The sequence below is a fragment of the Nocardia wallacei genome (genome assembly GCF_029868745.1).
GTDB lineage: Bacteria > Actinomycetota > Actinomycetes > Mycobacteriales > Mycobacteriaceae > Nocardia > Nocardia wallacei_B.
In genome coordinates this window covers 1-13707 of record NZ_JARWOP010000025.1, presented here as the reverse complement: position 1 = coordinate 13707, position 13707 = coordinate 1, and the positions used below count along the sequence as shown (strand labels likewise).

The following is a 13707-nucleotide window of genomic DNA, read 5'->3' as shown; positions in this document are numbered from 1 at the left end:
CGTCGTGCGCCCCGGACGTCCACACCTTATGGCCGGCGGCGCCGAATTAGTACCCGTCGCGGGCCGCCCGGGGTAAATTACCACCCCCCGCGTGTCCCTCCTCACGCCCGCGCGGGTTTTTACGGTCACGGCCCGGGCCCCCCCTGTGGGGGGCGCCGGGGCCCGGGACGCCTCAACCTGTCAGCCCGCGAGCGGGCCGATCCGGACAGCTGTCGTCGTGGTGCCGCCGACCACGAACCACAATCGCAGCACCGGGTCGCCGGTGCGGTCACCGGGTTCGTAGCGGCTGCGCACGCTGATGTGCTCGCGCGAGAGCACCGGCGCCATGTACTCGATGACCGCGCGGTGCGGCCCGGCCACCAGCTTCGGGAAATCGACCAGGAAGTGCTCCACCGCCTGCCAGTACACCGCGTTGTTGACGTGGTTGAACTGGTCGATGTCGGTGGTACGCACCGGAAACGGCAGATCCGTGTCGGATTCCGGCGGGGTGGCATCGGTCAGCCAGGGGCGCCAGCGCAGCCGGTGCTCGTCGGTGGTGCGGCCCAGGTGGGCCAGGCCCTCATCGCTGATCCGGGTGGGCATGTTGGTCGACTCGTTGATATTGATCCAGAAGCCCTCGGTCTCGATCAGGCCGCCCGCGTCGCTGGTGATCCGCACCCGCATATTCGTCCAGCGGGTCGACAGCGCCGAGCACCAGCGCAGCAACCGCACCCGGTCCGGCCAGAGAATCGGCCGCACGACATCGATCACGGTGCGGCGCACGATCCAACTCGGATCGGTGCGGTGGAAGAAGGTGGACTGCAAGTCCTCCCAGGCGATGTCCTGCAGATAGCGGGCCACTGCATCCAGCCGCAACCGGCTGTACGGATCTACATCGCCAGCCCGGACGGGCCACGCCGAGGCGAAGCCCAAGCCCTCCTGGGGAAGCGGGGCGAGTGGCTGATCGAATGACACTGGTGCTCCTCGCGCTGCACGGTGTGCGGCGTTTTCTTGCGATGCTGTCTGTGCACGACTTTACGGGTCGCACGTCACACCGTTACGTCGAGATGGTTCTACTCACACGTAGCGGACGCGCGCTCCGACGGGCGTCCGCCGTGGATGCTGATCAATAGCCGACATAGCCGCCGCCCCCGCGCATGGCCGCGATACCGGGCACGTTGCCCAGCGAACCGTAGCGGTCTATCGAGTATCTGGACGCGGCGACGATGTTGTCGACCGGGTTCCAGATGTCCTCGTGGCCAGCCACCTTGTAGCTGTTGAAGGTGCTGTCGATGGTCTGCATGAGGCCCTTCGACGGGTGACCGGCGGCGGCGTTGCTGTCCCAGTTGTTGATCGCGTGCGGGTTGCCACCGGACTCGTGCTCGATGATGGCGGCGATGATCGCCGCGTCGGAGTCGCTGACGTCGTAGCCCTGCTCGCGCAGCACCCGGATGGCTTCCTTGATCCACTCCGCCTGGGTGCCGGTGGGCATGGGGCCGACCGGGCCGCCCGACGAGCCGGAGGCGAGCCCGCCGGTGTAGGACGTGCCGCTGTGCGAGCCGCCGCCGTGGTAGGCGGTGCCGCCGCCGTGCGAGGTGTTGCCCAGCAACTGCGAGGACGGATTACCCGCATGCGAGACCGGGGCGGCGGCCACCGGGACGGTCGCGGCCGGGGCCGTCGGCGCGGCGGGCCGGGGGACCCCCCCCGGCCCCCCCAACCGGGGGCCGCGGACCGGGTTGGGCCGGGGGTCCCAGGCGAATGAGCCCGGGAGGGCCCGTTCCCCCCCCACGGCGCCGCCCTTACCCCCCCCCGCCGCCCGGGGGGGGGCGCCCCGGGGGCGGGCGGGGGCGGGGGCGGGGGGGGCGGCGGCCGGGGTCACGCCGCCGGCGCCCGTCACCGGGTCGCCGAGTCCGGTGTGGGCCTGGTCGACCGTCGTCTTCGCGCCGTTGAGCGCCGTGACCGCGGCCTCCGCCACCAGTTCCGCCTGCTTCAGCGCGTTGGTGATCTCGTTCTGGTGGGTCGCGGCCTTGTGGTCCTCTTCCAGTTTGTTGCGCTGGATCTCGTCGGGTTTCAGGCCGGATTGGTTGTCCCAGTAGGTCTTTCGCGCGTTCGCGGTGACCACGCCGTTGTCGGCGACCTCGAAACCGTCCGGCGGCGGGGTCTCGTCGGTCGGGTGCAGCGCGCGGTCGCGGGCGTCCAGGACGGCCTTCTTGGCGTTGTTCAGGTTCTCCACCTGCTGGCCCAGGGCCGTCTGCAGGCCCAGCAATGCCTGGCTGACCGCGGACGCGCGCAGCTTCTCGGTGTCCATCCGCGCGTCGGCGGCCTGCGCGGCCACGCCGTCCCACTTCTTGTCGGTGCCCAGCTGCTGGACCTTGCCGATGCCGCCGAGGAGTGCCTGGTCCAGGTCGGTGCTCAGCTTGCCTACCGCGGTGGACGCGGTGGTCAGCTGATCGGGCTGCCAGTTCTCGACATCCGGGATCGACAGCGTCATGGGTGCAGTCCGATCGTGCTCAGCTTGTCGCGGAACTCCTGGTCGGTGAGTTCCAGCGCCTTGCCCGCGTTCTGCACGCCGTCGGCGACCTTGGTGAAGCGGTCGCCGATGCGGTGCAGCGCCTTGTCGACAGTGTCCTTGGCCTGCCCGCACGCCGTGCTCCACTGGGTGCCCGGTAGCGCGCCGGCGGCGTCAGCCAGGCCGGATTGCAGATTGCCGATGGTCTCGGCTTCGCCGCGCAGGTCGCTCGCAAACGTTTGCAGCGCACCGATATCCACGCGCAGCGCGGCTACCGGCGGATCGTTCGGCCCTGCCATGAGTCCCCCTCATCAGCTCAGCTCAGCGGCCTAGAGCTTAACAAATGCCGGTCCCGTGGACAGCCACATGCGAAGACCGGTTAACTTAGTGGCGACAGCCGCGACAGAGAGGTCGATACATGCGTGCAGCGCAGGTGAGCAAACTCGACGGACCGGAATCCATCGAGGTCGTCGACATCCCGGAACCGGCGGCGTATCCGGGCGGAGTCGTGATCGACGTGCACGCCGCCGGGGTGGCGTTCCCGGACGTGCTGATGACCCGCGGCCTCTACCAGATGAAGCCCGAACTGCCGTTCGTCGTCGGCGGCGAGATCGCCGGAGTCGTGCGGTCCGCACCCGAGGGCGCGCACGTGCGGGCGGGCGATCGCGTGCTGGCGCTGACCATGCTCGGCAACGCGATGGCCGAGGTGGCGGTGTCGCCCGCGGAGATGGTGTTCAAGCTCCCCGACAACATCTCGCTGGAGGCCGGCGCGGGCATCCTGTTCAACGACCTGACCGTGCACTTCTGCCTGCGCAACCGCGGGCGGCTGGCCGCGGGCGAGACGGTGCTGGTGCACGGCGCGGCCGGCGGCATCGGCACCTCGACGCTGCGGCTGGCCGCGGCGCTGGGCGCGGGCCGGGTGATCGCGGTGGTGAGCACCGAGGCCAAGGCCGAGGTGGCGCGCGCCAACGGCGCCACGGACGTGGTGCTCGCCGACGGCTGGCTCGCCGCGGTCAAGGAACTGACCGGCGGTCGCGGCGTCGACATCGTCCTGGATCCGGTGGGCGGCGACCGTTTCACCGACAGCATCCGGTCCCTGGCCCCGGCCGGGCGCGTGCTGGTGGTCGGCTTCACCGGAGGCGACATCCCGACCGTGAAGGTGAACCGCCTGCTGCTGAAGAACGCCGAGGTGGTCGGCGCGGGCTGGGGCGAATGGGTCCGCACCCACCCCGGCTACCTCCAGGAACAGTGGGCCGAGGTCGAACCCCTGCTGGCCGCGGGCAAGATTCCCCCGCCCCAGCCCACCCTCTACCCCCTCGACCGCGCCGCCGACGCCGTCGCCGCGCTCGACAACCGCAGCGCGACCGGCAAGGTAGTGGTCACGCTGCGCTGAGCGCCGCTGAGCGGGAAGCGTCGTTCGCAGGACGGTGGTCGCGCTGTGCTGAGCGAGGCGTGTCGTGTGGCGAGAAGGTCTCCTGGTGTGTTGCGGGGGCGACCGCCGCGGGCAGGTGAAGGTGCGGGCGGGTGAAATGGGTCGTGGCATGTCGGAGTGTCGATTTATGCTGCCGGGCATGTTGACTCCGCCGTCCGGGCTGCCGGACGAGATGCTGCTCGCCGTGCTGGACGAGCGGTGGGGGATCGCGGGGCGCTCGAGCGAGTACGCGCCACTCGGTTTCGGCAGTCATCACTGGCGGGTCGAGGGGGTGGACGGCCGGCGCTGGTTCGTCACGGTGGACGAGTTGCGGCGGCGGTCGCTCGACGAGGCGCCGGAAGCGGCGTTCGAGCGGTTGCGGGCGGCGTTGGCGACCGCGCGGGAATTGTGCGACGGCGGACTGGATTTCGTGGTCGCACCGGTTCCGGACCGCGCCGGCGAGGTGGTCGCGCGGATCGGTGAGCGCTACGCCGTCGCCTGCTATCCGCTGCTCGAGGGGCGGCAGTTCGCGTGGGGCGAGTTCCGGGACGACGCGCACCGCCGTGCCGCGTTCGACATGGTCGCTGCTGCGCGACTATGCCGCCGCGACCGGAGTGACACCGCGCCCCGACCTGCTCGAGCTGTACCGCCTGCGCTGGGATCTCACCGACGCGGCCGAGTACGTCCACCGCTTCCGCCGCCCGCACACCGACTCGGCGGACGCCATCGAATCCTGGAAAGGCCTGTGCGAGAACATCTCCCGCCTGGCCGACGGTGCGCCCGCGGGCGACACCACGTCGTGAGAGGCCGCCGTGACCGCTGATGTCGTCTCGAATCGGGTGCTGAACCGCACCCTGCTGGCCCGGCAGCACCTGCTGGAACGTACGACCCTGACGGTGCCGCAGCTGTGCGATCACCTGATCGGTCTGCAGGCTCAGGACGTGCCGCCACCGTTCATCGGTTTGTGGAGTCGCGCACGTGATTTCGTTCCCGACGCGGTGTCCGCCGGGTTGCTGGATCGGTCGCTGGTGCGAATCACCCTGATGCGCGGCACGATTCACCTGGTCACCGCCGCAGACGCGGTCCGCATCGCCCCGCACATCCAGCCCGAACTCGAAAAGGCGCCCTTCCGAAAGGGTTTCAACTACGGCGCGATGGTCGGCCTGGATCCCGAGACCGTGCGCCGCAGTGGCGAACAGGTACTCGGCGACGAGCCGATGTCGGCGGCCGACCTGAGAGTGCGTGCGGCCGAAGTGTTTCCCGACCGTGACCCCGGCGCCGTGGTGCAGACCTGGCTGTATCAGCTGCCGGTGCTACAGACGCCGCCGCGCGGCCTGTGGAAGAACAACAGCCGTCCCGTCTGGTCGCGCATCCAGCCCTGGCTGGGCGCCGAACTGGAACCGGATTACCCGCTGGGCGAGTTGGTCTTCCGCTACCTGCGGGCGTTCGGTCCGGCGTCCACCATGGATGTGCAGACCTGGTCGCGGCTGCTGGGCATCAAGGAGGTCGTCGAGCGGCTCGGCGAGCGCGTCCGCACCTACCGCGACGAGCGCGGCCGCACCCTCTACGACGCCGCCGACGCCGAACTCGCCGACCCGGACCTGCCCGCGCCGGTCCGCTTCCTCGGCTGGTACGACAACCTCTACCTTTCCCATCAGGACCGCAGCCGGGTCGTGACCGACGGCGCCGCACCGCCGCTGCAACGCTCCGCGACCCAGGTCGCACCGGTGCTGGTCGACGGCTACCTGGCCGGTATCTACAAGGTCTTCACCGACCGCGAGCGGGCCCGGCTGCGCATCGCGCCCGAACGCGCCTGGACCGCGGCCGAGCGCGGCGAGGTCGAGGCCGAGGGCGCCGCGCTACTGGACTTCCTGGAGCCGGATCGGAAGCCGAGCGTGGAAATACTCGCGCCCGGTGCGAATCTCAAACCCTGACGCGGCGGGTCATCAGGGGTGATTCCGGTAGGCCGGAGCCTTGCTGGTCCCGGCGGGCGTGAGGGTGCGTAGGAGCGGCAGGGTGCGATGGGGCACCACCGTCGACAGCACGACCACGCTGTGCGACCGGACCACCGCGGCGCTGCGATCGATACTCAGCAGCACCGACTGCAACCCGGTGTGCGAATCCGCGCCGAGGCGGCACAGCACGTCTCCCGAGCCCGTGGTGGCGTAGGCCTCCAGCACGCCGGGGATGGCCTCCAGATCGGCGGCCACGGCGTCGAGCGCACCCTGCGCGATCTCCAGTGTGACGAACGCCTGCACGTCGAAACCGGCGGCGGTGACGTCGATCTGCGGATCATAGGACGAGATCACGCCGGACTCCTCCATCCGGGCGATGCGTGACTGGACCGTCGCGCGGGCGACGCGGGTGCGCCGCGACAGCTCGAGGATGCCCGCCTTCTGGTAGTCGTGCATGGCGGTGAGGATCGCCAGATCGAGCTCGTCCAACCGTGCGGCGGTGCGTGCCATCGTCGTCTCCGTCCGTCTCGTGACCTATTCAAATTGTCCAGCATGGAACCTATTTTGGTATCGAAATTCACCATGATGAACATCGAATCCAGGCGATATTGCTCAGCGTCGCGTCGAGGCTATTACCTTGATTCATGACCACCGAGTACGCGAAGGTCGCGGCCCGCCCCGAGTCCGGACCGACGGAGCGGGGGAGCGAAGCGGAGCAATCGAACACAGATCCCTTTCCTGTCCTCGGGTGGGACGCGGTTGTGTGGGTGGTCGGCAATGCCACTCAGTTCGCGCACTACCTGGAGTCCGCCTTCGGGATGCGGCCGGAGGCGTATTCGGGGCCCGAGACCGGCAACCGCGATCACAAATCGTTCGTCTTGAGCAGCGGCAGCGCCAGATTCGTGGTGCAGGGCGCCGTCGATCCGACGAGTCCGCTTGTCGCACACCACGATCGGCACGGCGACGGCGTGGTGGATATCGCGCTGGAGGTGCCCGACGTCGACCGGTGCGTGGCCTGGGCGCGCACCCACGGCGCGACCGTGCTCGCCGAACCACACGACGACACAGACGAATTCGGCACCGTCCGGTCCGCCGCGCTGGCCACCTACGGCGAGACCCGGCACACGCTCGTCGACCGCTCCCGCTACGACGGGCCCTACTGGCCGGGCTATGTCGCCAGGCGGTCGGGGTTCGCGCCGCGGGACGGCGGGCCGCCGCGGTTGTTCCAGGCGATCGATCATGTCGTCGGCAATGTCGAACTCGGGCAGATGGATCGGTGGGTCGAGTTCTACCGCCGCGTCATGGGTTTCGAGAACATGGCCGAGTTCGTCGGCGACGACATCGCCACCGAGTACTCGGCGCTGATGAGCAAGGTGGTGGCCAGCGGCAACCGCCGGGTGAAGTTCCCGCTCAACGAGCCGGCGGTGAGCCGCCGGAAATCCCAGATCGACGAGTACCTGGAGTTCTATCGCGGCCCGGGGGTGCAGCACATCGCCCTGGCCACCGGCGACATCCTCGCCACCGTCGACGCGCTGCGCCACGAGGGCGTCGAATTCCTGGACACCCCCGCCGCCTACTACGAGGACCCCGAACTGCGTGGCCGGATCGGACACGTACGAGTCCCGGTGGAGCAGTTGCGGTCCCGCGGCATCCTGGTCGACCGCGACGAGGACGGCTATCTGCTCCAGATCTTCTGCAAGCCCCTCACCGACCGCCCCACGGTGTTCTTCGAACTCATCGAACGCCACGGCTCCCTCGGCTTCGGCAAGGGCAACTTCAAGGCCCTGTTCCAAGCCATCGAACGCGAACAGCAGGCCCGGGGCAATCTGTGAAGAGGCGTTCGGCCCAGTACAGTCGCCTGCATGCGGATCACGTCGGCGATCGTCACGGGGATGGCCATCGCAGCGTTGCTCACGGCATGCGGTTCGGACGGTTCGGACAGTGAGACTCCGGCCGTGCGGCCGCCGACGCGGGTGGCGGCGCTGGGCCCGTTCACGGGGGAGTGTGGCAACCTCACGGATGACGAGGTGCGCGATCTGGGTCAGCTGCCGCAGATTTCCCGATCGTTCAAGAATTCCGTCGGTTGCAACTGGCAGTCGGCCGGGACGGCCTCGCCGAGTGTCACCTTCGCCTCGTATCGGGGCAGCCCGATCGAGCGGGAGCGCGCGTGGGTGACCGCGCAGAATCGCAATCCGGAGAGCATCGAGGTCGCCGGGCACAAGGGCTTCCAGGACGCCACGCCCGACGGCGGCATCTGCGACCTGGCGGTGCAGATCGGCGACGACTTCTTCGAATGGTCGACCTCCTCGGGCCTGTTCGGCCAGATCGGCGCCGACCCGTGCGTGAAGAACCGGAAGATGGCCGAGCTGACCGTGCAGCGAATGAAGTGAGGGGCGGCATGAGCGTGCGAACGGGAGCGCGGGCGGCGGCGGTGTGCGCGGTGGCGGCGGCCGCGGCGCTGACACTGGGCGGGTGCGGCCGCACCGTGCCGGGGTCCGCGGAACCGGCGGGCAGCGGCAGTTCGGTCAACATGAACTTCGACAAGCTGCTGCGCGAATGCGATGTCGTCAAGCCGGAGGACATCGCGAAGTCGACGGGGGCGCAGGACGCACAGGGCTCGTTCAACGGCGCGGTGTGCATGTGGGATCTGGTGGGCACGCCCGGCGGCGATGGCATGGCCACGCTGAACTGGTACGAGATGGGCTCGCTGCCGAACGAGAAACAGAACAACGACCGGCTCGGTTACACCACCACGGACATCAACGTGCAGGGCCGGCGGGCGCTGCAGGTCCATCGGCCCAACGACGCGGACTCCTGCGGTGTGATGGCTCCGGCCGCCGATACGGGAGTCATCGGCTGGTGGGTGAACTATCGTGCGGGATCGGGTCACCCGGATCCGTGCGAGGGAGCCAAGACTCTGGCAGAGTTGACGTTGAATCTGGCCCGCTGATCCCCAGCTCGACAACCCGATATCGCGACCCGGCGCCGTGCCTCGCCTACCACGGGGTACCCGCTTTTGCCCCCCGCCGCGCCGACGGGTATCGTGGATCGCTGTGCCCGGAAGCTTGCGGGCAGGTTCGTGTGCAGGACGTAAGCCAGCGAGAGCGGCCGACCGTTTCAGCGTGCCCGGAAATGTAGGCATGCGATGCGCGCGACACGCCCGACCTCGGGACGCGAGGAACGCGGATCCGGGCGGGTGGGTGAAAGCTCGATGACGCACACGTGAAGAACTCCAGACACCTGGTTACTGAATAAAGAAAGCCGGTATATGCCAACCATCAACCAGCTGGTCCGCAAGGGTCGCCGCGACAAGGTCGCGAAGACGAAGACCGCGGCCCTGAAGGGGAGCCCGCAGCGTCGTGGCGTGTGCACCCGCGTGTACACCACGACCCCGAAGAAGCCGAACTCCGCGCTGCGCAAGGTCGCGCGTGTTCGCCTGACCAGCGCGGTCGAGGTCACGGCCTACATCCCCGGTGAGGGCCACAACCTGCAGGAGCACTCGATGGTGCTCGTGCGCGGTGGTCGTGTGAAGGACCTCCCCGGTGTGCGCTACAAGATCATCCGCGGCTCGCTCGACACCCAGGGTGTGAAGAACCGCAAGCAGGCCCGCAGCCGCTACGGCGCCAAGAAGGAGAAGAGCTGATATGCCGCGCAAGGGCCCCGCACCCAAGCGTCCGCTGATCAACGACCCGGTCTACGGGTCGCCGCTGGTGAGCCAGCTGGTCAACAAGATCCTGATGGACGGCAAGAAGTCGACCGCCGAACGGATCGTGTACGCCGCGCTGGAGCAGGCGCGCGAGAAGACCGGCACCGATCCGGTCGTCACCCTCAAGCGCGCGCTCGACAACGTGAAGCCCTCCCTCGAGGTGAAGCCCCGCCGCGTCGGTGGCGCCACCTACCAGGTGCCGGTCGAGGTGCGCCCGGGGCGCGCCAACACCCTGGCGCTGCGCTGGCTGGTCAACTTCTCCCGGCAGCGTCGCGAGAAGACCATGGTCGAGCGCCTGGCCAACGAGTTGCTGGACGCCAGCAACGGCCTCGGCGCCTCGGTGAAGCGCCGCGAGGACACCCACAAGATGGCCGAGTCGAACCGGGCCTTCGCGCACTACCGCTGGTGAGTCGATTCCCGGGTCTCCGGAGCGGTGCTCGGTATGGGGCACTGTCAAGGAACGGCGCCGGGAGGCGAGTCACAGTCGGGCGTGGCACTGCAGGCACTCTCAGGCCACGCCCGACGTTGAAAAAGTGATGGCCTCTGGGCCTCCGAAAGGAGCCAGGGTCGTTCCCGAAAATCCCAACTGAGCTGAGAGTCTCACAAGACAGAGCGGGGAAGATTTCCGTGGCACAGGACGTGCTCACCGACCTCAACAAGGTCCGCAACATCGGCATCATGGCCCACATCGATGCCGGCAAGACCACGACAACCGAACGCATTCTCTTCTACACCGGCATCACCTACAAGATCGGTGAGGTCCACGACGGCGCGGCCACGATGGACTGGATGGCTCAGGAGCAGGAGCGCGGCATCACGATCACGTCGGCCGCGACGACCTGCTTCTGGAAAGACAACCAGATCAACATCATCGACACGCCGGGCCACGTCGACTTCACCGTCGAGGTGGAGCGATCGCTGCGCGTTCTCGATGGCGCGGTTGCGGTCTTCGACGGCAAAGAGGGCGTTGAGCCGCAGTCCGAGCAGGTCTGGCGGCAGGCCGACAAGTACGACGTCCCGCGCATCTGCTTCGTCAACAAGATGGACAAGCTGGGCGCCGACTTCTACTTCACCGTCCAGACCATCAAGGACCGCCTCGGTGCCAAGCCGCTGGTCATTCAGCTGCCGATCGGCGCGGAGAACGACTTCGAGGGCATCATCGACCTGGTCGAGATGAACGCGAAGGTCTGGAAGGGCGAGACCAAGCTCGGCGAGTCCTACGAGACCACCGAGATCCCCGCCGATCTGGCCGATCGCGCCGAGCAGTACCGCCAGGAACTGCTCGAGGCCGTCGCCGAGTCGGACGAGGAGCTGCTCGAGAAGTTCCTCGGCGGCGAGGAGCTCACGATCGAGGAGATCAAGGGCGCCATCCGCAAGCTGACCGTGAACTCGGAGCTCTACCCCGTGCTCTGCGGCTCGGCGTTCAAGAACAAGGGCGTGCAGCCCATGCTCGACGCGGTGATCGACTACCTGCCCAACCCGCTGGACGACGGTGGTACCGACGGCCACGTCCCGGGCAACGAGGAAGAGATCCTGCACCGCAACGCCGACACCACCGAGCCGTTCGCGGCGCTGGCGTTCAAGGTCGCGAGCCACCCGTTCTTCGGCAAGCTGACCTACGTCCGCGTGTACTCCGGCAAGGTCGCCTCGGGCGCCCAGGTCATCAACTCGACCAAGGGCAAGAAGGAGCGGCTGGGCAAGCTGTTCCAGATGCACTCCAACAAGGAGCAGCCCGTCGACGAGGCCCAGGCCGGGCACATCTACGCGGTCATCGGCCTGAAGGACACCACCACCGGCGACACCCTGTGCGATCCGCAGAACCAGATCGTGCTGGAGTCGATGACCTTCCCGGACCCGGTCATCGAGGTGGCCATCGAGCCGAAGACGAAGGCCGACCAGGAGAAGCTGGGCACCGCCATCCAGAAGTTCGCGGAGGAGGACCCCACCTTCAACGTGAAGCTGGATCAGGAGACCGGCCAGACCGTCATCGGCGGCATGGGCGAGCTGCAGCTCGACATCTACGTCGACCGGATGAAGCGCGAATTCAAGGTCGAGGCCAACATCGGCAAGCCGCAGGTGGCCTACCGCGAGACCATCACCAAGGCGGTGGAGAAGCACGAGTACACCCACAAGAAGCAGACGGGTGGCTCCGGCCAGTTCGCGCGCGTGATCATCGCCCTCGAGCCGTTCAAGGGCGAGGACGGCGCGACCTACGAGTTCGAGAACAAGGTCACCGGTGGCCGCGTGCCCCGCGAGTACATCCCGTCGGTGGACGCCGGTATCCAGGACGCCATGCAGTACGGTGTCCTCGCCGGTTACCCGCTGGTCAACCTGAAGGCCAAGCTTCTCGATGGCGCCTACCACGAGGTCGACTCCTCGGAAATGGCGTTCAAGATCGCGGGTGCGCAGGCCCTGAAGGAAGCGGCCCGCAAGGCCGGTCCGGTGATCCTCGAGCCGTTGATGGCCGTCGAGGTCACCACGCCCGAGGAATACATGGGCGACGTGATCGGCGACCTGAACTCCCGGCGTGGCCAGATCCAGGCCATGGAGGAACGCAGTGGTGCCCGTGTCGTCAAGGCGCTGGTTCCGCTCTCGGAGATGTTCGGCTACATCGGTGATCTGCGGTCGAAGACCCAGGGCCGGGCGAACTTCTCCATGGTGTTCGACTCGTACGCGGAGGTTCCGGCCAACGTGTCGAAGGAGATCATCGCCAAGGCGACCGGCGAATAGTCGGTCACGCACGACCCAATCCCCGTGTATGCGGGGGTGACCCTTACAAACCGCACTGCTGCATAGCAAGCACCAACAAGTCCAGGAGGACATCAAGTGGCGAAGGCGAAGTTCGAGCGGACGAAGCCCCACGTCAACATCGGCACCATCGGTCACGTCGACCACGGCAAGACCACGCTGACGGCGGCTATCACCAAGGTTCTGCACGACAAGTACCCGGACCTGAACCAGAGCTTTGCGTTCGACCAGATCGACAAGGCTCCGGAGGAGAAGGCTCGCGGTATCACGATCAACATCTCTCACGTCGAGTACCAGACGGAGAAGCGGCACTACGCCCACGTCGACGCGCCGGGCCACGCCGACTACATCAAGAACATGATCACCGGTGCGGCCCAGATGGACGGCGCCATCCTCGTGGTCGCCGCCACCGACGGCCCGATGCCGCAGACCCGCGAGCACGTGCTGCTCGCCCGTCAGGTCGGCGTGCCCTACATCCTGGTCGCGCTGAACAAGTCGGACATGGTCGACGACGAGGAGATCCTCGAGCTCGTCGAGATGGAGGTCCGCGAGCTGCTGGCCTCGCAGGAGTTCGACGAGGACGCTCCGGTCGTCCGCGTTTCCGGCCTGAAGGCGCTGGAGGGCGACGAGAAGTGGGCCGAGTCGATCGTCGAGCTGATGAATGCCGTCGACGAGTCGATCCCGGACCCGGTTCGTGAGACCGACAAGCCGTTCCTGATGCCGATCGAGGACGTCTTCACGATCACCGGCCGTGGCACCGTCGTCACCGGTCGTATCGAGCGCGGCATCATCAACGTGAACGAGGAAGTCGAGATCACCGGCATCCGCGAGAAGACGCAGAAGACCACGGTCACCGGCGTCGAGATGTTCCGCAAGCTGCTCGACCAGGGCCAGGCCGGCGACAACGTCGGTCTGCTGCTGCGCGGCCTCAAGCGTGAGGACGTGGAGCGCGGCCAGGTCGTCATCAAGCCGGGCACCACGACCCCGCACACCGAGTTCGAGGGTCAGGCGTACATCCTGTCGAAGGACGAGGGCGGCCGCCACACCCCGTTCTTCAACAACTACCGCCCGCAGTTCTACTTCCGCACCACCGACGTGACCGGCGTCGTGACCCTCCCCGAGGGCACCGAGATGGTCATGCCGGGCGACAACACCGAGATGAGCGTCAAGCTGATCCAGCCGGTCGCCATGGAAGAGGGCCTGCGCTTCGCGATCCGTGAGGGTGGCCGCACCGTCGGTGCCGGCCGCGTCACCAAGATCGTCAAGTAAGGCGATTGCTCCCTGAAAAGGGGCCGAGCCCACCCGGGGGCGCCCGGTTGGGGGGTTTTTATACCCCCGGGTTAGCGCTGCAGGGGGGTTGGTGTGGGCTTATAATGCGAAGGCGCCCAGGCCCCAATAG

14 protein-coding genes are annotated in these 13707 nt (G+C 67.7%); 10 read left to right on the top strand and 4 right to left on the bottom strand.

What is annotated here, in order from left to right; genetic code table 11:
* Positions 1 to 180 precede the first annotated feature (180 nt).
* The 3 genes from QH470_RS00950 to QH470_RS00940 all read right to left on the bottom strand — a co-directional run bounded on the left by QH470_RS00950 (position 181) and on the right by QH470_RS00940 (position 2787).
* A complete protein-coding gene (locus tag QH470_RS00950; protein ID WP_280270314.1) occupies positions 181 to 954 on the bottom strand; it encodes an acyl-[acyl-carrier-protein] thioesterase in 774 nt (257 codons plus the stop codon).
* A 151-nt stretch (positions 955 to 1105) separates the two neighbouring features.
* Entirely contained in the window at positions 1106 to 2470 is a 1365-nt protein-coding gene (locus tag QH470_RS00945; protein WP_280270313.1) for a transglycosylase SLT domain-containing protein, read from the bottom strand.
* Positions 2467 to 2787, bottom strand: coding sequence for a WXG100 family type VII secretion target (locus tag QH470_RS00940; protein ID WP_280270312.1), 321 nt, complete (start codon positions 2785 to 2787; stop codon positions 2467 to 2469). Before QH470_RS00940 ends, QH470_RS00945 begins: the two co-directional genes overlap by 4 nt.
* 119 nt (positions 2788 to 2906) lie before the next feature.
* Between QH470_RS00940 and QH470_RS00935 the strand changes: the two genes are divergently transcribed.
* The 3 genes from QH470_RS00935 (at position 2907) to QH470_RS00925 (ending at position 5833) form a co-directional block, all read left to right on the top strand.
* Positions 2907 to 3881: an NADPH:quinone oxidoreductase family protein gene (locus tag QH470_RS00935; RefSeq protein WP_280270311.1), complete on the top strand. Its 975-nt coding sequence runs from the start codon at positions 2907 to 2909 to the stop codon at positions 3879 to 3881.
* A gap of 581 nt (positions 3882 to 4462) precedes the next feature.
* Complete coding sequence (locus QH470_RS00930; protein ID WP_280270310.1) at positions 4463 to 4702, top strand: hypothetical protein; 240 nt, start codon at positions 4463 to 4465, stop codon at positions 4700 to 4702.
* 9 nt (positions 4703 to 4711) lie between these two features.
* On the top strand, positions 4712 to 5833 hold the full coding sequence (locus QH470_RS00925; RefSeq protein ID WP_280270309.1) for a winged helix DNA-binding domain-containing protein: 1122 nt from the start codon (positions 4712 to 4714) through the stop codon (positions 5831 to 5833).
* 12 nt (positions 5834 to 5845) lie between these two features.
* Here QH470_RS00925 and QH470_RS00920 read toward each other — a convergent pair whose 3' ends face one another.
* Positions 5846 to 6364: an Lrp/AsnC family transcriptional regulator gene (locus QH470_RS00920; RefSeq protein ID WP_280270308.1), complete on the bottom strand. Its 519-nt coding sequence runs from the start codon at positions 6362 to 6364 to the stop codon at positions 5846 to 5848.
* Between the two features lie 134 nt (positions 6365 to 6498).
* Between QH470_RS00920 and hppD the strand changes: the two genes are divergently transcribed.
* The 7 genes from hppD to tuf all read left to right on the top strand — a co-directional run bounded on the left by hppD (position 6499) and on the right by tuf (position 13577).
* Complete coding sequence (gene hppD / locus QH470_RS00915) at positions 6499 to 7686, top strand: 4-hydroxyphenylpyruvate dioxygenase (RefSeq protein ID WP_342228410.1); 1188 nt, start codon at positions 6499 to 6501, stop codon at positions 7684 to 7686.
* A 30-nt stretch (positions 7687 to 7716) separates the two neighbouring features.
* Positions 7717 to 8244 carry a DUF3558 domain-containing protein gene (locus tag QH470_RS00910; RefSeq protein WP_280270307.1) on the top strand — a complete coding sequence of 176 codons (528 nt, stop codon included), beginning with the start codon at positions 7717 to 7719 and terminating at the stop codon, positions 8242 to 8244.
* Positions 8245 to 8252: 8 nt separating this feature from the next.
* The gene (locus QH470_RS00905; RefSeq protein WP_280270306.1) at positions 8253 to 8804 is read left to right on the top strand and encodes a DUF3558 domain-containing protein; all 552 of its coding nucleotides are present in this window, start codon (positions 8253 to 8255) and stop codon (positions 8802 to 8804) included.
* 318 nt (positions 8805 to 9122) lie between these two features.
* Positions 9123 to 9497, top strand: a complete 375-nt coding sequence (gene rpsL / locus QH470_RS00900; protein WP_014353064.1) for a 30S ribosomal protein S12 — start codon at positions 9123 to 9125, stop codon at positions 9495 to 9497.
* A 1-nt stretch (position 9498) separates the two neighbouring features.
* Positions 9499 to 9969, top strand: coding sequence for a 30S ribosomal protein S7 (rpsG, locus tag QH470_RS00895; RefSeq protein WP_280270305.1), 471 nt, complete (start codon positions 9499 to 9501; stop codon positions 9967 to 9969).
* Between the two features lie 218 nt (positions 9970 to 10187).
* The gene (gene fusA, locus QH470_RS00890) at positions 10188 to 12290 is read left to right on the top strand and encodes an elongation factor G (protein WP_280270304.1); all 2103 of its coding nucleotides are present in this window, start codon (positions 10188 to 10190) and stop codon (positions 12288 to 12290) included.
* Positions 12291 to 12386: 96 nt separating this feature from the next.
* Complete coding sequence (tuf, locus tag QH470_RS00885) at positions 12387 to 13577, top strand: elongation factor Tu (RefSeq protein WP_280270303.1); 1191 nt, start codon at positions 12387 to 12389, stop codon at positions 13575 to 13577.
* The last annotated feature ends 130 nt before the right edge of the window (positions 13578 to 13707 follow it).